Here is a 20,293-nt window from a genome sequence, read left to right as displayed (position 1 = left end):
GCTGCGGCAAAGGCGCCTTGAGCCACTGGTCGAAAATCTGTGACGCACTTGGCACGTGCAGGAGCTGCCGAAGGCTGCGATCTTCATCAGACAGCTCAAACCTCAAGGGTTCTCAAAGATCAAAAGATCGCAGCCTACGCCAGCGCCTACGCCAGTAATCTTTGGCCCTGAAGCCTGCATTCCGTTAAGATAGCCCGCTTTTTCAAGGTGGGAGTCAGGCAGCATGGCGCAGCAGTATCAACCGGGGCAACGCTGGATCAGTGACAGCGAAGCAGAGCTTGGTTTAGGCACCGTTCTGGCACAGGACGGCCGCTTGTTGACCGTGCTTTACCCGGCCACTGGCGAAACCCGCCAGTACGCGCTACGGAATGCGCCCCTGACCCGCGTGCGGTTCTCGCCGGGTGACAGCATCACCCACTTCGAAGGCTGGAAAATGACCGTGCAGCAAGTCGACGATGTCGACGGGCTGATGGTCTATCACGGTCTCAACGGGCAGAACGAAGCCGTCACCCTGCCGGAAACCCAGCTGTCGAACTTCATTCAGTTCCGTCTGGCCAGCGACCGTCTGTTCGCCGGCCAGATCGATCCGCTGGCGTGGTTCTCGCTGCGTTACAACACCCTCGAACACACCAGCCGCCAACTGCAATCGTCGCTTTGGGGCCTGGGTGGCGTTCGCGCTCAGCCAATCGCGCACCAATTGCACATTGCTCGCGAAGTCGCCGACCGTATCGCGCCGCGCGTATTGCTGGCGGACGAAGTGGGTCTGGGTAAAACCATCGAAGCCGGTCTGGTGATCCATCGCCAACTGCTCTCGGGCCGCGCCAACCGCGTGCTGATCCTCGTCCCGGAAAACCTCCAGCACCAGTGGCTGGTTGAAATGCGCCGCCGCTTCAACCTGCAAGTTGCGCTGTTCGACGAAGAGCGTTTCATCGAAAGCGATGCCGCCAACCCGTTCGAAGACACGCAACTGGCGCTGGTTGCGCTGGAGTGGCTGGTCGACGACGAGAAGGCCCAGGACGCACTGTTCGCGGCCGGTTGGGATTTGCTGGTGGTCGACGAAGCCCACCACCTGGTCTGGCACGAAGAGAAAGCCAGCGCGGAATATTCGCTGGTCGAGCAACTCGCCGAAGTCATTCCGGGCGTGCTGCTGCTCACCGCCACCCCGGAACAACTCGGCCAGGACAGCCACTTCGCCCGTCTGCGCCTGCTCGACCCGAACCGTTTCCATGACCTGGCGGCCTTCCGCGCCGAGAGCGAGAACTATCGCCCGGTGGCCGAAGCCGTGCAGGAACTGCTCGACAAGGGCCGTCTCTCGGCCAAAGCGCACAAAACCATTCAGGGTTTCCTCGGCAACGAAGGCGAAGCCTTGCTCACTGCGGTCAACGATGGCGACAGCGAAGCCAGCGCGCGCCTCGTGCGTGAACTGCTCGATCGCCACGGCACCGGCCGCGTGCTGTTCCGTAATACCCGCGCCGCCGTGCAGGGTTTCCCGGAGCGCAAACTGCACCCGTACCCGCTGCCATGCCCGGACGAATACCTCGAACTGCCGCTGGGCGAACACGCCGAGCTGTACCCGGAGGTCAGCTTCCAGGCCCAGCCGGACGCCAGCGAAGAAGAGCGCTGGTGGAAATTCGACCCGCGTGTCGAGTGGCTGATCGATCAGTTGAAAATGCTCAAGCGCACCAAGGTGCTGGTGATCTGCGCCCACGCCGAAACCGCGATGGATCTGGAAGACGCCTTGCGCGTGCGTTCCGGCATCCCGGCCACGGTGTTCCACGAAGGCATGAACATCCTTGAGCGTGACCGCGCCGCCGCCTACTTCGCCGACGAAGAATTCGGCGCACAAGTGCTGATCTGCTCGGAAATCGGCAGTGAAGGTCGTAACTTTCAGTTCGCGCACCACCTGGTGCTGTTCGATCTGCCGTCGCACCCGGACCTGCTCGAGCAGCGTATCGGTCGTCTCGACCGGATCGGCCAGAAACACATCATCGAACTGCACGTGCCGTACCTGGAAACCAGCCCGCAAGAGCGCCTGTTCCAGTGGTACCACGAAGCGCTCAACGCGTTCCTCAACACCTGCCCGACTGGCAACGCCTTGCAGCACCAGTTCGGCCCGCGCCTGCTGCCGCTGCTCGAAGAAGCCGACGACAGCGAGTGGCAAGCCCTGATCGACGAAGCACGCACCGAGCGCGAGCGTCTCGAAGCCGAACTGCACACCGGTCGCGACCGTCTGCTGGAGCTGAACTCCGGCGGTGCCGGCGAAGGTGAAGCGCTGGTCGAGGCGATCCTTGAGCAAGACGATCAGTTCGCCCTGCCGATCTACATGGAAACCCTGTTCGACGCGTTCGGCATCGACAGCGAAGACCATTCGGAAAACGCCCTGATCCTCAAGCCGAGCGAAAAAATGCTCGACGCCAGTTTCCCGCTGGGCGACGACGAAGGCGTGACCATCACCTACGACCGCAACCAGGCGCTGTCGCGCGAAGACATGCAGTTCATCACCTGGGAACACCCGATGGTGCAGGGCGGCATGGATCTGGTGCTGTCCGGTTCGATGGGCAACACCGCTGTCGCGTTGATCAAGAACAAGGCGTTGAAACCGGGCACCGTGCTGCTGGAACTGCTCTACGTCAGCGAAGTGGTCGCGCCGCGTTCGCTGCAACTGGGTCGTTACCTGCCGCCAGCCGCCCTGCGCTGCCTGCTCGACGCCAACGGCAACGACCTGTCGCCACGGGTATCGTTCGAAACACTGAACGATCAGCTGGAAAGCGTGCCGCGTGCCAGCGCCAACAAGTTCATCCAGGCCCAGCGCGATCAACTGACGCCACGGATCAACGCCGGTGAAGACAAGATCGCGCCGCGTCACGCCGAGCGCGTGGCCGAGGCCCGCCGCCGTCTGGCCGCCGACACCGACGAAGAACTGGCGCGCCTGACCGCGTTGCAAGCGGTCAACCCGACCGTACGTGACAGCGAACTGGATGCGTTGCGCACGCAACGTGAGCAGGGTCTGGCGATGCTGGATAAAGCGGCGTTGCGCCTGGAAGCGATTCGGGTGTTGGTGGCGGGCTAAACCGCCCTGCTCCAGCGCTGAAAACAACAAGGCCCGCAGTGATGCGGGCCTTATTGTTTGTCTGTTATTTGTTAGTTGATGCTGATGGCTCTATCGCGAGCAGGCTCACTCCTACAGTTGGAATGCGTTCCCCTGTAGGAGTGAGCCTGCTCGCGATAGCGGTTATGCAGTCGCCGCAGCCACTTGCGGCTCAACCACCGCAACCAACCCCTCCTTCATCCGCTGCGCATCGCGCACAAAACACCGCGCCGCCAGAAACAGAAACACCATGGTCAAAAACAGCGCCACCGGAATCAGGTACATCGCATCATGCAGCCCGACTGCCTTGAACGCTTCGGTCATCTGCTCCGCCCCAGCCGCCAGCATCGCGGTATGCGCGAAATGATCCGACAAGCCCCCTACCACCACCGGTCCAAGACCGCCGCCCAGCAGATACAACCCGGCGAAGAACAACGCCATCGCCGTCGCTCGCAGGCGCGGTTCGACCACGTCCTGAATCGCCGTATAAACGCAGGTGTAGAAGTTGTAGGCGAACAGCCAGCCGACACTGAACACCGCGACAAACACGCCAATCTCGATCCGCCCGGAATGCAGCGCCCACGCCGTGCACAAGGTCGAGATAATCAGACTGAACGCCGCAAACAGCAGCCGCCCGTTGGCCACACGCTGGTGAATCTTGTCGGCAATCCAGCCGCCCAGGGTCAAGCCGACCAGCCCGGTCACGCCAACGATAACTCCGGTGGCCACCGCCGCTTCCTGCAACGGCATGAGGAAATAGCGTTGCAGCATCGGCACCAGAAACGAGTTACAGGCATACGTCGCAAAGTTGAAGCACAACCCGGCCATCACCAGCCAGAGAAAGGTCGGCACTGCGAGAATCCGCCGGATCGGCTTGTCGACCTTTTCTTGCGAAACCTGCACGGTTTCCGCCGCCCCGCGCTTCGGCTCTTTGATGAAGAACATGAAAATCGCCAGGATCAGCCCTGGTACTGCGGCAATAAAGAACGGCGCACGCCAGCTGTCGAACGCCTTGACCATCGCCCCGATGGTGAAAAACGCCAGCAACAGCCCTAACGGCAAACCGAGCATGAAAATGCCCATCGCCCGCGCCCGACGATGAGCCGGAAACAAATCACCGATCAGCGAATTGGCCGCCGGCGCATAACTGGCTTCACCGATGCCGATGCCCATGCGCACGATCAGGAAGCTCCAGAAACTGCCGACCAGGCCATTGACTGCCGTCAGCGCACTCCACGTCGCAAGGCCCCAGCCCATCAGCTTGCTGCGCGAACCGGTATCGGCCATCCGCCCCAGCGGCAGACCGGCAATCGCGTAAACAATGGTGAATGCGGTTCCGACGATGCCCAGTTGAAAGTCACTGAGGTGCCATTCCATGCGGATCGGCTCGATGATGATCGCCGGAATGGTGCGGTCGAAAAAGTTGAACAGGTTGGCGAGGAACAGCAGGAACAGAATGCGCCAGGCATTCGCCGCTTGGGTCGAGTTCTGCATGGGTCCGTCTCTTTATTGTTATAGGGCTTCACTGCCACCGCATCCGAGCCCGGAACCTGCAATCTAGTCAGCCGCGCAATGGCTGTCTGTGATCATTCGCCTGCCTGATATCGGCCCATGGCACTGTAACGAAACGTAAGCCCTTGATAAGCCTGAAATCCCCCGAAAACCGGGGCTTTTGCGGCAAAACCTTGCCACAAAAAAATAGTTTCCTGCCCCCCTTCCCAAGTCTGCGGCAAAGCCTAGAATGGCCGCCGGATCCGTCCGGATCTCCCGATCAATCCCTTTGATACCCTCGCCCATGTCTGAAGTCAGTCCGTGTCTGAATTGCGGTGCCTGCTGTTCCCATTTTCGCGTGTCTTTCTTTTGGGGTGAGTGCGCATCTTCCGGCGGCACGGTGCCTGATGAACTGGTCACACAGATCAGCCCCAGCCGGGTGGCGATGAACGGCACCGACTGCAAATCGCCGCGTTGCACGGCGTTGGTCGGTGAAGTCGGCAGCGAGGTGAAGTGCTCGATTTATGAACTGCGCTCCAGCCCCTGCCGCGAATTCGAGTCGTCATGGGAAAACGGCGAGCAGAATGTCGATTGCGATAAGGCCCGCGCGCGTTTCGGCTTGCCGCCCCTGCAACCCGATTGGGCGCAAATCCCTTTCGAACAGATCGCTTAAGCTTTTAGCGCCAATCGCTATGACGCTAATGCCAAAATCATTAGCGCCAATGTGCCACTACCGCTTGCACGCCGAAATCGGCCTCTATACTCCTGACATTCAACTGCGTTCAACGCGCACTCGGGACGACTTCAGAGACGGGGCATGCTATGGAGTGGCTTGGTTTGCAGTTTGTTGCCGAGCTGCCGGAGAGCGGGCAGGTCATCCTCGATTGCAGTCACAACCCTCTCCTGGTGATGGTTGCGTATCTGGTCGCCTGCGCAGCCAGTTTCGCCACCCTGGATATGGCTGAGCGCGTTGTAAATGCCGAAGATCCGGGATCGCGGCGGAGCTGGCGCTGGATCGGTGCGACCTGCCTGGCTGGCGGCATCTGGGCCATGCATTTTATCGGCATGCTGGCTTTCCAGACACCGATCGACATTCAGTACGACCTTGGTATCACCCTTTTCTCGTTGCTGATCGCCCTGCTCGCCTCTTGGCTGGCCATGCAAACTTTGAGCGAAGCGCAGCCGAGTGCGTTGCATTGCTTGAAAACCGCGTTTGTCATCGGCCTGGGCATCGCCGGCATGCATTACGTTGGCATGGCGGCGATGAAGTCGAGCGCCACCGCCTACTATCAGCCAGGACTGTTCGCGCTGTCTGTGGCGATCGCCATCGGCGCCAGTTTTGCCGCGCTGTGGGTGGCCCGCTATCTGAGCGAAGGCAGCGGCGTGGCGCATCATTTGCTCAAGTACGGCGCTGCGCTGATTCTCGGCGCCGGCATCATCAGCATGCATTTCACCGGCATGGCTGCGCTGGATCTGGTTCTTCCCGAGGGAGGCCTGATAGCGAGCGGCGGCGATAACGGGCATCTGCAACTGGGCCTGACCGTGGCGCTGATCATCCTGCTGATCCTTGGCAGTGCGATCAGTGCGGCGCTGGCCGACAAGAAACTGCAGAACAAAGAAGAGGACCTGCGCCGCGTCAACGCCCTGCTCAGCCAGCTCGATCAGGCGCGCATGTCGCTGCAACAAGCGGCCAACTACGACGCACTGACCAACCTGATCAACCGGCGCGGTTTCAACCAGATCTTCGCCGAGAAACTCAGCCAGAAAACCAGCGAAGGCGGCATGCTCGCGGTGATGTTTCTCGACATCGACCACTTCAAGCGGATCAACGACAGCCTCGGCCATGACGCCGGTGACGAACTGCTCAAAGTCATCGCCCAGCACATCAAAGGCTCGGTGCGCAGCCATGAAGACGTGGTCGCGCGTTTCGGCGGCGACGAGTTCTGCATCCTCATCAATCTGCGTGACCGCGAAGAAGCCCGCAACATGGCCCAGCGCATCATGCTCAAGATGAAGGAGCCGATCGAACTCGCCGGACGCCGCATGGTGATGACCACCAGCATCGGCATCAGTCTGTTTCCGGAGGATGGCAGCACCTGCGAAGAATTGCTCAAACACGCGGATCTGGCGCTGTATCAATCCAAAGGCGCAGGGCGCAACGGCCTGCATTTTTTCAGTTCCAACCTCAAGACCCGCGCCAGCTTCGAGCTGCAACTGGAAGAAGAATTGCGCCACGCCTTGCGCGAAGAAAACGGCCTGACGCTGTATTACCAACCAATCTTCGAACTGAAGACCGGCCGCGTCACCAAGCTTGAAGCACTGATCCGCTGGCAGCATCCACTGCACGGGTTGCTGACCCCGGATCGCTTTATCTCCATCGCTGAAAATAACGGTCTGATTGCCGAGCTGGATAATTGGGTGCTGCGCCGGGCCTGCAAGGATCTGGGCGAACTCTCGCGGCATGGTTGCGAAGAACTGAAAATTGCCTGGAACTGCTCACCACTCAACCTCGCCCGGGAAGAACTGGCCACGGAAATCGAAAGCGCATTACGCACCGCCGGGGTGGCGCCGGGACGGCTGGAACTGGAAGTCACCGAAAACGCGTTGATGGGCAACATTGCCAACACCCTGGTATTGCTGAGACAGATCCGCGCGCTTGGCGTCTCACTGTCGATCGACGACTTCGGCACCGGTTATTCCTCGCTGGCCTACCTCAAACGCCTGCCGCTCAACACCCTGAAAATCGACCGCTCGTTTATCCTCGACATTCCCACGGCAACCGCCGACATGGAGATCGTCCAGGCGATCATCGTCATGGCGCACACCCTGCATTTGCAGGTGGTGACCGAAGGCGTCGAAAGTCTGGAGCAGTACGAATTCCTTGAACGCTCGGGCTGCGATTTCATCCAGGGTTACCTGCTCAGTCGCCCCGTGCCGCTGGACGAGTTGCGCCCGGTGCTGGAAGAAATCAATCAGCGCAAGCATTCACACACGGTCAATCCGCTGATTCTGGCGCGCGGTACATTTGCACCAGTGTCGCTGGATCCTGCGCCAAATAGCCTTGCGCCCCATGCAGGCGCATCAGTTGTGCGGCCAATCCGCTGATCGGCGTCGCCGAACCCTGTTCGCGGGAGAATTTGACGGCGGTGTCGAGATCCTTGAGCAATGTGCGCACGTGCCATTTGATCGGTTCGAAACGGCTGTCAGCCATTTGCGGGGCGAGGATCTGCAGCGGTTTCGAATCGGCAAAACCGCCGGCCAACGCTTCAGCGATCAGGCTCGCGTCGACTCCAGCCTGTTCGGCAAGTGCCACCACTTCAGCGATGACCAAAGCATTGCAGGCGACGATCATCTGATTGCAGGCCTTGGTCACCTGCCCTGCGCCGATTCTGCCCATGTGCGTGACGCGCTGACCGAGATTGAGCAACACCGGGCGCACCCGCTCAAGATCCGCAGCGTCACCACCGACCATGATTGCCAGACTGCCCGCCTCGGCACCGACCACGCCGCCGGACACCGGTGAATCCAGCCAGGCCATGCCGGTTTTCTCCGCCAGTTCTGTGGCCATCTCGCGCGTGGCGGTCGGCTCAAGGCTGGAAAAGTCCACCAGCAACTGGCCGTTTTTCGCGCCTTCGGCGATACCTTCAGCACCAAAAACCACCTGGCGAACCACCGCCGTGTCGGCCAGACACAGCATCACCACGTCGGCGTGTTCGCACAGTTCAGCGGGGCTCGCTACCTGTCGCGCGCCGGCCTCGACCAATGGCCCGCACTTGGCCGGGTTGCGGTTCCACACGGTCAGCGGATAACCCGCCGCCAACAGACGCCGGCACATGGGCAGGCCCATCAGACCGATTCCGGCGAACCCCAACGAAGGTAGCGTTGACATCATTTTGCCTCTTTTCGATTAAAGATCGCCGAATAATGGCCGATTCATCAACGATCAGGAAAGGATTCCCCCCAGCGACAGTCAGGCCAAAAACCTGATGCTCGGGCTCAATTCGCGCACAAAGACGCGAGATCTTATTCCGTGAGGTTCGCAGGCAAAAGCCCGCGAGCCAACCCAGTCCAGGTATATGGCGCACAATGACTTCTAAAAACAATCCCGCCACTGCGGTATCCGATCTGACTTTGAGCCCCGCCGCCAACAGCCCGTCACCGTCGAAGCCATTGCTGCCGTCGCGCCCGCTGTCGACTCAGCAATACCTGTACTTCACCGAAACCAATACCGACCGCATCCTCGACAATCTCGACGGTTTGCGTGATCTGGTGTTCCCGCGCCCGCCGCACCTGGAAGGCGATAACGAACAGCACAACGATCAGGAATTCCCGTCGGTGTGTCTGATCGGCCTCGGTCGCTGCGGCTCCAACATCGCGCTCGATGTCGCGGAGCTGGTGTACAACGCGCGCAAGTTCTACCTCAACGAATTCAACAACGAAGACCGCGCGGCAGATCGGCGTCTGGCCGACAAGGGCTACAGCCCGGCCCAGTGGATCAAGAACAACCTGCGCATCGGCCCGAACAAATCGACCAAACCGGTGTTCCTGGTCGAACCGCTGGTGATGCTCGGCGACCTCGACAAGGACATCGCCGGGCGCATCCGTTTCTCGCGCAAGGGCGAGAAAAGCGGCTTCCTGCGCGACTACAGCAAAATGAAGATCATGGACTTGTCCGAAGTCCACGCCGGTGGCGCCGGTAACGCGCCGATCCTCGGCCAGTATCTGGCGAAGATCATCCTCAACAAGGACACCCAGCGTTTCTCCAGCCCTGACTGGAAAATGATCCATTCTTACCTGATCGACAGCTGCGGCATCAAGGCCAACCAGTCGCGCCTGTATTTCTCGATCTTCAGTGCCGGCGGCGGTACCGGTTCCGGCATGGCCTCGGAATTCGGCCTGGCGCAGCAGCACTCGTACATGAACAAGACGTTCGACACCAAGCCGATGGATGAGCATGACGGCAAGAGCGGGCATTCGTTCGTGTTCGAACCGATCTTCACCAGCGGCATCTGCGTGCTGCCGAACATTTCCGATCACCGCAGCGAAATGTCCGAGGCGCTGCACATCAACGCCGGGCGCCTGCTGTGCAAATACCTTTCGGAAGAATGGGATTTCTCCTACAACTTCGCCAATGAAGACAGCAGCGAAGCCAGCGTCATGGGACGTATCCGCCCTTGGAACGCGATGATGCTGATCTCCAACGACATCATGCGTTACGCCGAAGAAAGCGATGACGGCAACATCCAGAACATTGATGTCAATGCGATGGAGAAGCACGCCAATCAATACATCTCGCAGCAGATCTTCAACATTCTGACAGCGCAGGCCGTCACCACGGACTACGACCAGAACTACTTCCGCCGCGCCGGCATCGACATCGGCGAAACCATTCGCCTCGACGCCAACGACCTGTTCATGAGTCTGGCTGGCCCGGTGGCAATTGCCTACGCCGAATCGGTGGTGCCGGAAACCCCGCCGCCGAGCAGCGACAAATTCAAGGTATTCGACAAAGAGCCGCAGCGTCTGAACATCGACGACCTGTTCTTCCGCTCGATCGACCTGCCGCACTTCAACAAGGTCACGCAGGCGATTGAAGGCATCAGCCTGTTGCCGATCGAATCCAAGCGTTATCGCGCTTCGCTGGAGCAGTACAAGAATTCCGGCTACGACGCCGCCGCACTGCACGACCTGCACTTCTTCAAGAACTGCTCGTCGGTGGTCTCGATTGTCTCGTTGCCGAAAGACTACAAGCTGTCGTACATGGACCTGAACCGGTTGAAGACTCACCTCAACAGCCTGTTCCCGAATACCACGCTCAAGCGTTACGCGCTGGTGATCGGCGCCTCGGCCAACCTCTCGCTGACCACCCTGATCGCGAAGAGCCCGTGCCTGTCGGATGACTTCCTGACCTTGATCGTGGCGTTCATCAAGCGCTGCTTCGCGAAGAACCCGTACCGTTTCGACGAGACCCTGGACAACTCGATCCTCGATTTCATCATCAACGAAGAGTTCGACGAAGACCGCATCGACGACCTGCTCAACGAATTCGAGAACCCGGCGAAGATCCTCGACACTAACTGGTATGCAATAAAACCGATGTACGAGAAGAAGTACCGCGAGTTGATCAACGACAAAGAGAAGTTTGTCTCGATCAACGACATTCGTTTGTCGCGTGATTGCGTGAAGAAGTCGATCAAGTACCTGCGCGAGATTTACCGTCACCGGATTGGCAAGACCAAGGTTATTTCCCTCAATAACCATACCGGCAAATCATTCACGGTCTGATCCACGACCGAGTCGCCCCCTTCGCGAGCAAGCTCGCTCCCACATTTGGAATGCGTTCCCCTGTGGGAGCGAGCTTGCTCGCGAAGGGGTCAGCCGATTCCCTGAAGATTTCGGCCTTTCCAATATCCAGAAACAATTAAGCAGCCGTTAGGCTGCTTACTAAACTGTTCCCGTTACGTTTACGTCACCGTGAGCCCGCCTGCGCTTGTGGTGTTTCTCTACGGCAACGTGCCATCACGCTACTCCGCTACACACTTTTCGCTGATGGCTGGTCGCACTATCACGGTGCGACGTCAGCAGCGACTGCCCTTTCCTGGATCATAATCCACGGCGAAACCACCACCGCCCACAACGACGGATCGCGCTCGAAAAGATCCAGCGCCCGCGTTTCAGACAGCTTGGCGAGTCTGTCTTCGGCCAGCCAGGCAGCCACTTTCTCGCCATCATCCGACGCCACGGCCTCGGCAGCGGCGATCAAATCCAGCGCAGGGTCGACCCACAATAGGGCACCCTTCGCGAAGAACGGCTCCAACTCTTTCCAGGTAATAGATGCGGTTTCACCAAGCAGCTTGGCATAGAGGGTGCTAGGTTCTTGATTCATGGGTGCTGTCCGGAAAAGAAATCGACGCGAATAATAACGTCGGTGGTCCGCCAGCAAAACCCGGTTGCAAATGGCTGCACCGAACGAAAAGAGCAGGAACGCCAGGGAATGCTGCTGATTGGGATATATGCCCACGAACGCCCCGCCGCAATTCTGTCTTTTTCATTCAAAAATGCGACACCCCGAAGTTTTGCCCCTCGGCGCCCGCTTCCCAGGCTGACAACCGGCGCTCTACACTGTACCGGTACAGTTGCCGGGGGCATTTCCGGAGGGTATCGCAAAGATATCTGACCCGGTTCTGCTGCTACGGCGCCAGAACTCAAAAAAATTACAACAGTAAGAGTGGAGCACTATGACTAAGGCTACTAAGCAGATTTCCAAACTGTTTGCCGCTATGGTTCTGGCCGGGGTTGCCAGCCATTCGTTCGCAGCTGACACCATCAAAATCGGTATCGCCGGTCCTAAAACCGGTCCTGTAGCCCAGTACGGCGACATGCAGTTCAGTGGCGCGAAAATGGCCATCGAGCAAATCAACGCCAAGGGCGGCGTCGACGGCAAGAAGCTCGAAGCCGTTGAATACGACGATGCCTGCGATCCGAAACAAGCGGTAGCGGTCGCGAACAAGGTCGTCAACGACGGCGTCAAGTTCGTGGTTGGTCACCTGTGCTCCAGCTCCACTCAACCGGCTTCGGACATCTACGAAGACGAAGGCGTGATCATGATCACCCCGGCTGCCACCAGCCCGGACATCACCGCCCGTGGTTACAAAATGATCTTCCGCACCATCGGTCTCGACAGCGCCCAGGGCCCTGCCGCCGGTAACTACATTGCCGATCACGTCAAACCGAAAATCGTTGGCGTGCTGCACGACAAACAGCAGTACGGTGAAGGCATCGCCACCGCTGTGAAATCGACCCTCGAGAAGAAAGGCACCAAGGTTGCCGTGTTCGAAGGCGTCAACGCCGGCGACAAAGACTTCTCGGCGATCATCGCCAAACTCAAACAAGCCAACGTCGACTTCGTTTACTACGGCGGCTACCACCCGGAGCTGGGTCTGATTCTGCGTCAAGCCCAGGAAAAAGGCCTGAAAGCCAAGTTCATGGGTCCGGAAGGCGTGGGTAACGACTCGATCACCCAGATCGCCAAAGACGCGGCCGAAGGCCTGCTGGTGACCCTGCCGAAATCCTTCGACCAGGATCCAGCCAACATTGCCCTGGCCGATGCTTTCAAGGCGAAGAAAGAAGACCCGAGCGGCCCGTTCGTGTTCCCTTCCTACTCGGCGGTTGAAGTGATTGCCGAAGGCATCAAGGCAGCCAAGTCCGAAGACGCGGCGAAAGTGGCTGAAGCCATTCACGCCGGCACCTTCAAGACGCCTACTGGCGAGCTGAGCTTCGACGCCAAGGGCGACTTGAAAGACTTCAAATTCGTGGTCTACGAGTGGCACAACGGCAAGCCGAAAACCGAAGTGTCGCCTCAGTAAGGCGCTGCCTGACTGACTGCCAATAAAGCCCACGGCGTGCCGTGGGCTTTGTTTTACGAATGTATTGGGCCGCGCTGGCGTGATCCGCCAGTCTCCCCACCTGAAAATCTCAAAACCGTCATCAGCGGTTCGCTGGCAAAACCCGGATTCGAAGTGGATAAAGATCCACGGGGCCGGGCGGGAAAATGACTCCACCAGTGAAATGCGTATCAGGTTTTTAGGAGCGCTGTAATGCCTGACATCTATCACTTCTTCCAACAGCTGGTTAACGGCCTGAACGTTGGCAGCATGTATGCCCTGATCGCCATCGGCTACACGATGGTTTACGGCATCATTGGAATGATCAACTTCGCCCACGGCGAGGTGTACATGATCGGTTCCTACGTGGCGTTCATCGCCATCGCCGGGCTGACCATGATGGGACTCGACAGTGTCCCGCTGTTGATGACCGCAGCGTTTATCGCCAGCATCGTCGTCACCAGTTCCTACGGTTACAGCATCGAACGCATTGCCTACCGCCCGTTGCGCGGCAGCAACCGTCTGATCCCGCTGATTTCCGCGATCGGTATGTCGATCTTCCTGCAGAACACCGTTCTGCTGGCGCAAGACTCCAAGGACAAAGCTATCCCCAACCTGATTCCGGGCAACATTGCCTTCGGCCCAGGTGGCGCACAAGAAGTGCTGATTTCCTACATGCAGATCGTGGTGTTCGTGGTGACCCTGATCGCCATGCTCGGCCTGACCCTGTTCATCTCCCGCTCTCGCCTGGGTCGCGCCTGCCGCGCCTGCGCCGAAGACATCAAGATGGCCAACCTGCTCGGCATCAACACCAACAACATCATTGCCCTGACCTTCGTCATCGGTGCCGCGCTGGCGGCCGTTGCGGCTGTGCTGCTGAGCATGCAGTACGGCGTAATCAACCCGAACGCCGGTTTCCTCGTCGGCCTCAAAGCCTTCACCGCAGCGGTACTGGGCGGTATCGGCAGCATCCCCGGCGCCATGCTCGGCGGGCTGGTGCTTGGGGTGGCGGAAGCCTTTGGTGCCGATATCTTCGGCGACCAGTACAAGGACGTCGTGGCTTTCGGCTTGTTGGTTCTGGTGCTGTTGTTCCGTCCGACCGGCATTCTGGGCCGTCCGGAGGTTGAGAAAGTATGACTAGGAATCTTAAACAGGCGCTGTTCAGCGCTTTGCTGGTGTGGGCCGTGGCCTACCCGGTACTCGGTCTGAAACTGACCATCGTCGGCATCAACCTGGAAGTGCACAACACCAGCCCGGCCGTGCTGGCGACCATCGCCATCTGCTCGGTACTGATGTTCCTGCGCGTGCTGTTCAATCAGCAGATCAGCAAGGCCTGGCGATCCTCGCCGGGCTTGCCGCTGATTCCGGCCAAGGCCAGCAACTTCCTGACTCTGCCGACCACCCAGCGCTATTTCATCATTGCGCTGATTCTGGTGGCGCTGGTGTGGCCGTTCTTCAGCTCGCGTGGCGCGGTGGACATCGCGACGCTGATCCTGATCTACGTGATGCTCGGCCTCGGCCTGAACATCGTCGTCGGTCTGGCCGGTCTGCTTGACCTCGGTTACGTCGGCTTCTACGCCGTCGGCGCCTACAGCTATGCGCTGTTGTCGCACTACTACGGCCTGAGCTTCTGGATCTGCCTGCCGATTGCCGGCCTGATGGCGGCGACGTTCGGTTTCCTGCTGGGCTTCCCGGTGTTGCGTTTGCGCGGTGACTATCTGGCGATCGTAACCCTCGGCTTCGGCGAGATCATCCGTCTGTTCCTGCGTAACCTGACCGACATCACTGGCGGTCCGAACGGCATCAGCAACATCGAGAAACCGACGTTCTTCGGTCTGACCTTCGAACGCAAAGCTGCGGAAGGCATGCAAACCTTCCACGAGTATTTCGGCCTGCAATACAACTCGATCAACAAGGTGATCTTCCTCTACCTCGTTGCCCTGTTGCTGGCGCTGGCGGCGCTGTTCGTCATCAACCGCCTGCTGCGCATGCCGATCGGCCGTGCATGGGAAGCGCTGCGTGAAGACGAAATCGCTTGCCGTGCGCTGGGGCTGAATCCGACGATCATCAAGCTGTCCGCCTTCACCCTCGGCGCTGCGTTCGCCGGTTTCGCCGGTAGCTTCTTCGCTGCACGTCAGGGTCTGGTGACGCCGGAGTCGTTCACCTTCATCGAGTCGGCGATCATCCTCGCCATCGTCGTGCTGGGTGGCATGGGCTCGCAACTGGGCGTGATTCTCGCGGCCGTGGTGATGATCCTGTTGCCGGAAATGATGCGTGAGTTCAGCGAGTACCGGATGTTGATGTTCGGCGCCCTGATGGTGTTGATGATGATCTGGCGTCCACAAGGTCTGCTGCCGATGCAACGCCCACACATGGAGTTGCGAAAATGAGCCGCGAGATTCTTAAAGTCGAAAACCTGAGCATGCGCTTCGGCGGCTTGCTGGCGGTCAACGGTGTGGCCCTGACCGTCAAAGAGAAACAGGTGGTGGCATTGATCGGGCCGAACGGCGCGGGCAAGACCACTGTGTTCAACTGCCTGACCGGTTTCTATCAGCCCACCGGCGGCAGCATCCTGCTGGACGGCGAGCCGATCCAAGGCCTGCCGGGCCACAAGATCGCCCTCAAAGGCGTGGTGCGCACCTTCCAGAACGTGCGCTTGTTCAAGGACATGACGGCGGTCGAAAACTTGTTGATCGCTCAGCATCGTCACCTGAACACCAACTTCCTGGCCGGTCTGTTCAAGACCCCGGCGTTTCGCAAAAGCGAGCGCGAGGCCATGGAATTTGCCGAGTACTGGCTGGAAAAGGTCAACCTCAAAGAGTTCGCCAACCGTACCGCCGGCACCCTGGCCTACGGTCAGCAACGGCGTCTGGAAATCGCTCGCTGCATGATGACCCGTCCACGGATCCTCATGCTCGACGAACCGGCGGCCGGTCTGAACCCGAAGGAAACCGAAGACCTCAAGGCGCTGATCGGCGTGCTGCGTGAAGAGCACAACGTCACCGTGCTGTTGATCGAACACGACATGAAACTGGTCATGAGCATTTCCGACCACATCGTCGTGATCAACCAAGGCACGCCTCTGGCCGACGGCACACCGGAACAGATCCGCGACAATCCTGAAGTGATCAAAGCCTACCTGGGGGAAGCGTAAATGCTGCAGTTCGAAAACGTTTCCACCTTCTACGGCAAGATCCAGGCCCTGCACAGCGTCAACGTCGAAATCCGTCAGGGCGAGATCGTGACCCTGATCGGCGCCAACGGTGCCGGCAAGTCCACGCTGCTGATGACGCTCTGCGGTTCGCCGCAAGCGCATAGCGGCAGCATCCGCTACATGGGTGAGGAACTGGTCGGCCAGGACTCGTCGCAGATCATGCGCAAGAGCATCGCGGTGGTGCCGGAAGGTCGTCGGGTATTCGCCCGTCTGACCGTTGAAGAAAACCTCTCCATGGGCGGCTTCTTCACCGACAAGGGCGACTATCAGGAACAAATGGACAAGGTCCTCGGCCTGTTCCCGCGCCTGAAAGAACGCTTCAACCAGCGCGGCGGCACCATGTCCGGCGGCGAACAGCAAATGCTCGCCATCGGCCGTGCGCTGATGAGCAAGCCAAAACTGCTGCTGCTTGACGAGCCGTCGCTGGGCCTGGCACCGATCATCATCCAGCAGATTTTCGACATCATCGAAATGCTGCGCAAGGATGGTGTGACGGTGTTCCTGGTCGAGCAGAACGCCAACCAGGCGCTGAAAATCGCTGACCGCGCCTACGTTCTGGAGAACGGCCGTGTGGTCATGCAAGGCACCGGTGAAGCGCTGCTGACCGACCCGAAAGTACGCGAGGCGTACCTCGGCGGTTGATGTGTTTCAGCCAACAAAAAACGGCCTTCGGGTCGTTTTTTTTGTACTTGGGATTCCCCTGTTGGGAGCGGCCCTCGGCAGCTTCGGGGCAGAGTAGGTTGCCTGTGTGGGAATGATCACACATGATTGTGATCACTCACATAATTGATCACGTCCTGCACCGTTATTAAGGTCTCGGATGCATTGTCCGGGATATCCATATCAAACTCCTCCTCAATCGCCATCACCAACTCAACCTTCTTCAGGTCGTCAATCCCGAGATCGCCGATAAAGCTGCTTTCGTTTTTGATCTCTTTTTCATCGATTCCAAACTGTATGACTATCTTTTTCAAACGCTCTAAATCGTTCATTTCCAACACCTCACTTTTCATTGACTGTTCCTGCCGCGAGGAAATGTCCCGAATCAGGGGGCAACTCTTGAGCCCAGCGTCTGATTCGCAGAAATAACGCCCGTCGCCTGCAGCAAATCACTCACCGCGTGCAAGACACCAAAATCTTCAAGAGTGGCTTTTTTATTCAGAATGCGACGCAGGCAAAAATAGATCTGCAGTTCACCAAATGCAGCGCCGTCATTAACAACCTTTTCATCCAGGATGATATTGGCCTTCTCGTCGATCCTGGCTTGCACGAGCTTTTTCAATTCGGACAAATTCATGGTCTTTCTCCCTGATGTGTACCGCCACAAGCCCAATATACTCAGTCGGAAAACCCTGCCAACTGTCAGAAATGACAGTTTTTAATAACCATTTACGATAACCATTATTCAATTCCTTGGGTTACCTCTGCTTCCACCGGCGATGTGCGTGTGTTCTTTTGAAAAAGATTTGAGCGTTGCTGTAACGCATCGCAGTGAGCGTTCTCTAGTGGGGTAAGCAAGCACAAACCGCTTGTAAAAACCCTGAACAAGACTGGAGAAACATCATGACTGCTACCACTCGCACCCTGTCCGCCACTGCCCTGGTTCTGGCCCTCGGTTCTGCCCTGAGCATGGCTGCTGTATCGACCGTCCACGCCGCTGACGCCGACATGGAAAAATGCTTCGGCGTGGCCATGAAAGGTCACAACGATTGCGCCGCAGGCGCAGGCACCACTTGTGCCGGCACGTCGAAAATGGACTACCAGGCCAACGCCTGGAAACTGGTTCCGAAAGGCACCTGCGCCACCACCGAGAGCAAGACCTCGCCGACCGGTTTCGGTCAGATGGAAGCGTTCAAAGCCAAGTCCTGATCCGCGAACTGCCTGAGTGACGATCATGCTCACCCTCAATGACCATGCCCAACCCCGCACTCAGGCAGCCCTCACCGGGCTCCCGCCCCGTGCCGGGCTGGGACTCAAGACCGGGCACTTTCGTGAAGTGCTCGGCTCATCACCGGACATCGGCTTCTTCGAAGTCCACGCTGAAAACTACATGGTGGCCGGCGGTCCGTTTCATCATTTTCTCGGTTTGATCCGCGAGCAGTATCCGCTGTCGCTACACGGTGTCGGCTTGTCCATCGGTGCTGAAGGGCCGCTGGATGAACAGCACCTCAAGCGCCTCGCCGAACTGATTCGGCGCTATCAACCGCAATCCTTTTCCGAACATCTGGCCTGGTCGAGCCACGGCCCGGTGTTTCTCAATGACCTGCTGCCACTGGCCTATGACACGCCGACGCTGAACCGCGTCTGCGAACATATCGATCAGGTGCAGAACACCCTGCAACGACCCATGCTGCTGGAGAATCCGGCAACCTATCTGGCGTTCGAGCGCTCGACGATCGATGAGGCAGACTTCATCGCAGAGGTCATCCGCCGCAGTGGCTGTGGCCTGTTGCTCGACGTCAACAATGTCTACGTTTCCTGTGTGAACCATCAGCGTGATCCGCTGGCCTATCTCGATGCCCTGCCCCTGCACAGGGTTGGCGAGATTCATCTGGCCGGGTTTGCCGAAGATAGCGACAGCCTCGGCGATCGTTTGCTGATCGATGATCACGGCGCGCCGATCGATCAAGCCGTCTGGAATTTGTACCGGCAAGTACTGCAGCGCACCGGCCCGGTGGCGACATTGATCGAACGCGACAATCAAGTGCCGGCGTTCGCAGTGCTTCTGGTCGAGGTGCAACAGGCTGATGCGCTTTTGCGCGAGGCCGGAGGCCGCACATGAGCACTCAACGCGCTTTCGCGGCTGCGCTCATCGACACGCGGCTGCCCTGCCCCAAAGGTCTGTGCAGTGCCAACGGCGCTGATCCGGCGAGCCGTTTCGCGGTGTATCGCAACAACGTGCAGGGCTCGCTGAGCAATGCGTTGGGCGACAGCTATCCGGTGGTTGCGCAATTGGTGGGCGAAGAATTCTTCCGCGCCATGGCGGCCGTTTTCGTACAACAGCAACCGCCGCAAAGTCGGTTGATGAGCTGCTACGGCGAACAATTTGCGGACTTCATTGCAGCGTTTGAACCGGCCGGCAGCGTGCCTTATCTGGCCGACGTGGCGCGCCTTGAGCACCTGCGCACCCTCGCCTATCACGCCGCCGACGCCCTGCCCGTCCGGCCAGAAGAAATCACGGCAGCCCTGACTGATGCGCAAACGCTGAGTGAGCTGCGCCTCGACCTTCATCCCTCCCTGCACCTGCTCGACTCAACCTATGCCGTGGTGGCGATCTGGGGTGCACATCAACACGACGCGACACTGGAGGCCGTCGACATCAACCAAAGGCAACACGCGCTGGTATTGCGCAATGGCCTGGACGTCGAAGTGTTTGCCCTCGACCCCGGCGCCAGTACGTTTATCCGCAGCCTGATCGATGGCCAGCCACTGCTGAAAGCGGCGGAAAACAGCCCTGAGTTCGACCTCGCGCAAACCCTCGGCTTGCTGATCGCGCACAACGCCATTACCCACTTGAATAACAAGGAACTGCCATGAAAACGCTCATCACCCGCGCCATTGCGCTGCTGGAAAAAATCCCCCACAGCCTGATCGCGTTCATTGCGCGTTTCTCGATTGCCGCGGTGTTCTGGAAATCAGGACAGACCAAGGTTGAAGGTTTGGCCATTGATTTGATTGACGGCACTTTTCAACTCGGCTGGCCACGTCTGGCCGACTCGACGATTCCGTTGTTCAAGAGCGAATACCACGTGCCGTTATTGTCGCCAGAGATTGCCGCACACATGGCCGCGTTCGCCGAGCACTTTTTTCCGCTGCTGATTCTGATCGGCTTCGCTACGCGTTTTTCGGCGTTGGCCCTGTTGGGGATGACCCTGACCATTCAACTGTTTGTGTATCCCGATGCCTATCCGACCCACGGCACCTGGGCGGCGGTGTTGCTGTACCTGATGGCGACGGGGCCAGGCAAGTTGTCGATTGATCATCTGATCGCCCGCCATTTCGCAAAATAAACAAAATCCTTGTGAGAGCGAGCCTGCTCGCGAATGCGTTAGTTCAGTCAACACATGAAGTGTCTGTGGAACCGCTTTCGCGAGCAGGCTCGCTCCCACAGGAGAA

Annotated in this window: 18 protein-coding genes; 13 read left to right on the top strand and 5 right to left on the bottom strand. The window is 58.8% G+C overall.

Going from position 1 to position 20,293, the window contains the following annotated elements:
• The first annotated feature begins 223 nt into the window (after nucleotides 1–223).
• Nucleotides 224–3,070 carry an RNA polymerase-associated protein RapA gene (rapA, locus tag AB4N74_RS01050; protein ID WP_414926570.1) on the top strand — a complete coding sequence of 949 codons (2,847 nt, stop codon included), beginning with the start codon at nucleotides 224–226 and terminating at the stop codon, nucleotides 3,068–3,070.
• A 162-nt stretch (nucleotides 3,071–3,232) separates the two neighbouring features.
• Here rapA and AB4N74_RS01045 read toward each other — a convergent pair whose 3' ends face one another.
• Complete coding sequence (locus AB4N74_RS01045; RefSeq protein ID WP_093438678.1) at nucleotides 3,233–4,582, bottom strand: spinster family MFS transporter; 1,350 nt, start codon at nucleotides 4,580–4,582, stop codon at nucleotides 3,233–3,235.
• Nucleotides 4,583–4,883: 301 nt separating this feature from the next.
• On the opposite strand from AB4N74_RS01045, the gene AB4N74_RS01040 reads away from it, so the two are divergent.
• Entirely contained in the window at nucleotides 4,884–5,252 is a 369-nt protein-coding gene (locus tag AB4N74_RS01040; RefSeq protein ID WP_034155003.1) for a YkgJ family cysteine cluster protein, read from the top strand.
• Between the two features lie 149 nt (nucleotides 5,253–5,401).
• The gene (locus tag AB4N74_RS01035) at nucleotides 5,402–7,684 is read left to right on the top strand and encodes a putative bifunctional diguanylate cyclase/phosphodiesterase (protein ID WP_093438682.1); all 2,283 of its coding nucleotides are present in this window, start codon (nucleotides 5,402–5,404) and stop codon (nucleotides 7,682–7,684) included.
• Here AB4N74_RS01035 and AB4N74_RS01030 read toward each other — a convergent pair.
• Nucleotides 7,575–8,471, bottom strand: coding sequence for an NAD(P)-dependent oxidoreductase (locus tag AB4N74_RS01030; RefSeq protein ID WP_460097998.1), 897 nt, complete (start codon nucleotides 8,469–8,471; stop codon nucleotides 7,575–7,577). The genes AB4N74_RS01035 and AB4N74_RS01030 overlap by 110 nt on opposite strands.
• A gap of 194 nt (nucleotides 8,472–8,665) precedes the next feature.
• Here AB4N74_RS01030 and AB4N74_RS01025 point away from each other — a divergent pair, with 194 nt between their 5' ends.
• On the top strand, nucleotides 8,666–10,864 hold the full coding sequence (locus AB4N74_RS01025; RefSeq protein ID WP_093438686.1) for a hypothetical protein: 2,199 nt from the start codon (nucleotides 8,666–8,668) through the stop codon (nucleotides 10,862–10,864).
• A gap of 280 nt (nucleotides 10,865–11,144) precedes the next feature.
• Here AB4N74_RS01025 and AB4N74_RS01020 read toward each other — a convergent pair whose 3' ends face one another.
• Nucleotides 11,145–11,465: a DUF2288 domain-containing protein gene (locus AB4N74_RS01020; RefSeq protein WP_095125615.1), complete on the bottom strand. Its 321-nt coding sequence runs from the start codon at nucleotides 11,463–11,465 to the stop codon at nucleotides 11,145–11,147.
• A 352-nt stretch (nucleotides 11,466–11,817) separates the two neighbouring features.
• Between AB4N74_RS01020 and AB4N74_RS01015 the strand changes: the two genes are divergently transcribed.
• The 5 genes from AB4N74_RS01015 (at nucleotide 11,818) to AB4N74_RS00995 (ending at nucleotide 16,819) form a co-directional block, all read left to right on the top strand.
• A complete protein-coding gene (locus tag AB4N74_RS01015) occupies nucleotides 11,818–12,945 on the top strand; it encodes a branched-chain amino acid ABC transporter substrate-binding protein (protein ID WP_460090061.1) in 1,128 nt (375 codons plus the stop codon).
• A 231-nt stretch (nucleotides 12,946–13,176) separates the two neighbouring features.
• On the top strand, nucleotides 13,177–14,100 hold the full coding sequence (gene livH / locus AB4N74_RS01010) for a high-affinity branched-chain amino acid ABC transporter permease LivH (protein WP_007918526.1): 924 nt from the start codon (nucleotides 13,177–13,179) through the stop codon (nucleotides 14,098–14,100).
• Entirely contained in the window at nucleotides 14,097–15,353 is a 1,257-nt protein-coding gene (locus AB4N74_RS01005; protein ID WP_460097997.1) for a high-affinity branched-chain amino acid ABC transporter permease LivM, read from the top strand. Before livH ends, AB4N74_RS01005 begins: the two co-directional genes overlap by 4 nt.
• Nucleotides 15,350–16,117 carry a high-affinity branched-chain amino acid ABC transporter ATP-binding protein LivG gene (gene livG / locus AB4N74_RS01000; RefSeq protein ID WP_041478028.1) on the top strand — a complete coding sequence of 256 codons (768 nt, stop codon included), beginning with the start codon at nucleotides 15,350–15,352 and terminating at the stop codon, nucleotides 16,115–16,117. The genes AB4N74_RS01005 and livG overlap by 4 nt, the downstream gene beginning before the upstream one ends.
• Nucleotides 16,118–16,819 carry an ABC transporter ATP-binding protein gene (locus tag AB4N74_RS00995; protein WP_460097996.1) on the top strand — a complete coding sequence of 234 codons (702 nt, stop codon included), beginning with the start codon at nucleotides 16,118–16,120 and terminating at the stop codon, nucleotides 16,817–16,819.
• A gap of 116 nt (nucleotides 16,820–16,935) precedes the next feature.
• On the opposite strand, the gene acpP is transcribed toward AB4N74_RS00995, so the two are convergent.
• Together acpP and AB4N74_RS00985 are read right to left on the bottom strand one after the other, a co-directional pair.
• Nucleotides 16,936–17,190 (bottom strand): acyl carrier protein, encoded by a 255-nt coding sequence (acpP, locus tag AB4N74_RS00990; protein ID WP_460097995.1) that lies wholly within the window; start codon nucleotides 17,188–17,190, stop codon nucleotides 16,936–16,938.
• A gap of 32 nt (nucleotides 17,191–17,222) precedes the next feature.
• Complete coding sequence (locus AB4N74_RS00985) at nucleotides 17,223–17,474, bottom strand: hypothetical protein (protein ID WP_093438705.1); 252 nt, start codon at nucleotides 17,472–17,474, stop codon at nucleotides 17,223–17,225.
• Nucleotides 17,475–17,740: 266 nt separating this feature from the next.
• On the opposite strand from AB4N74_RS00985, the gene AB4N74_RS00980 reads away from it, so the two are divergent.
• The 4 genes from AB4N74_RS00980 to AB4N74_RS00965 are packed head-to-tail and all read left to right on the top strand — an operon-like array spanning nucleotide 17,741 to nucleotide 20,187.
• Nucleotides 17,741–18,046 carry a BufA1 family periplasmic bufferin-type metallophore gene (locus AB4N74_RS00980; protein WP_007918537.1) on the top strand — a complete coding sequence of 102 codons (306 nt, stop codon included), beginning with the start codon at nucleotides 17,741–17,743 and terminating at the stop codon, nucleotides 18,044–18,046.
• A 25-nt stretch (nucleotides 18,047–18,071) separates the two neighbouring features.
• Complete coding sequence (gene bufB, locus AB4N74_RS00975; RefSeq protein WP_460097994.1) at nucleotides 18,072–18,959, top strand: MNIO family bufferin maturase; 888 nt, start codon at nucleotides 18,072–18,074, stop codon at nucleotides 18,957–18,959.
• Nucleotides 18,956–19,714, top strand: a complete 759-nt coding sequence (locus AB4N74_RS00970; protein WP_460097993.1) for an HvfC/BufC N-terminal domain-containing protein — start codon at nucleotides 18,956–18,958, stop codon at nucleotides 19,712–19,714. The genes bufB and AB4N74_RS00970 overlap by 4 nt, the downstream gene beginning before the upstream one ends.
• Nucleotides 19,711–20,187: a DoxX family protein gene (locus AB4N74_RS00965; RefSeq protein WP_099758192.1), complete on the top strand. Its 477-nt coding sequence runs from the start codon at nucleotides 19,711–19,713 to the stop codon at nucleotides 20,185–20,187. The genes AB4N74_RS00970 and AB4N74_RS00965 overlap by 4 nt, the downstream gene beginning before the upstream one ends.
• Nucleotides 20,188–20,293: the final 106 nt, after the last annotated feature.

The sequence above is a fragment of the Pseudomonas sp. H3_C08 genome (assembly GCF_054669455.1).
The sequence above is the reverse complement of the archived record's forward strand: the minus strand, read 5'-3'. Positions and strand labels throughout refer to the sequence as shown.

Coding starts and splice junctions, on each gene's coding strand:
- rapA (WP_414926570.1), top strand. CDS start 224: ATGGCGCAGCAGTATCAACCGGGGCAACGCTGGATCAGTGACAGCGAA.
- AB4N74_RS01045 (WP_093438678.1), bottom strand. CDS start 4,582: ATGCAGAACTCGACCCAAGCGGCGAATGCCTGGCGCATTCTGTTCCTG.
- AB4N74_RS01040 (WP_034155003.1), top strand. CDS start 4,884: ATGTCTGAAGTCAGTCCGTGTCTGAATTGCGGTGCCTGCTGTTCCCAT.
- AB4N74_RS01035 (WP_093438682.1), top strand. CDS start 5,402: ATGGAGTGGCTTGGTTTGCAGTTTGTTGCCGAGCTGCCGGAGAGCGGG.
- AB4N74_RS01030 (WP_460097998.1), bottom strand. CDS start 8,471: ATGATGTCAACGCTACCTTCGTTGGGGTTCGCCGGAATCGGTCTGATG.
- AB4N74_RS01025 (WP_093438686.1), top strand. CDS start 8,666: ATGACTTCTAAAAACAATCCCGCCACTGCGGTATCCGATCTGACTTTG.
- AB4N74_RS01020 (WP_095125615.1), bottom strand. CDS start 11,465: ATGAATCAAGAACCTAGCACCCTCTATGCCAAGCTGCTTGGTGAAACC.
- AB4N74_RS01015 (WP_460090061.1), top strand. CDS start 11,818: ATGACTAAGGCTACTAAGCAGATTTCCAAACTGTTTGCCGCTATGGTT.
- livH (WP_007918526.1), top strand. CDS start 13,177: ATGCCTGACATCTATCACTTCTTCCAACAGCTGGTTAACGGCCTGAAC.
- AB4N74_RS01005 (WP_460097997.1), top strand. CDS start 14,097: ATGACTAGGAATCTTAAACAGGCGCTGTTCAGCGCTTTGCTGGTGTGG.
- livG (WP_041478028.1), top strand. CDS start 15,350: ATGAGCCGCGAGATTCTTAAAGTCGAAAACCTGAGCATGCGCTTCGGC.
- AB4N74_RS00995 (WP_460097996.1), top strand. CDS start 16,118: ATGCTGCAGTTCGAAAACGTTTCCACCTTCTACGGCAAGATCCAGGCC.
- acpP (WP_460097995.1), bottom strand. CDS start 17,190: ATGAAAAGTGAGGTGTTGGAAATGAACGATTTAGAGCGTTTGAAAAAG.
- AB4N74_RS00985 (WP_093438705.1), bottom strand. CDS start 17,474: ATGAATTTGTCCGAATTGAAAAAGCTCGTGCAAGCCAGGATCGACGAG.
- AB4N74_RS00980 (WP_007918537.1), top strand. CDS start 17,741: ATGACTGCTACCACTCGCACCCTGTCCGCCACTGCCCTGGTTCTGGCC.
- bufB (WP_460097994.1), top strand. CDS start 18,072: ATGCTCACCCTCAATGACCATGCCCAACCCCGCACTCAGGCAGCCCTC.
- AB4N74_RS00970 (WP_460097993.1), top strand. CDS start 18,956: ATGAGCACTCAACGCGCTTTCGCGGCTGCGCTCATCGACACGCGGCTG.
- AB4N74_RS00965 (WP_099758192.1), top strand. CDS start 19,711: ATGAAAACGCTCATCACCCGCGCCATTGCGCTGCTGGAAAAAATCCCC.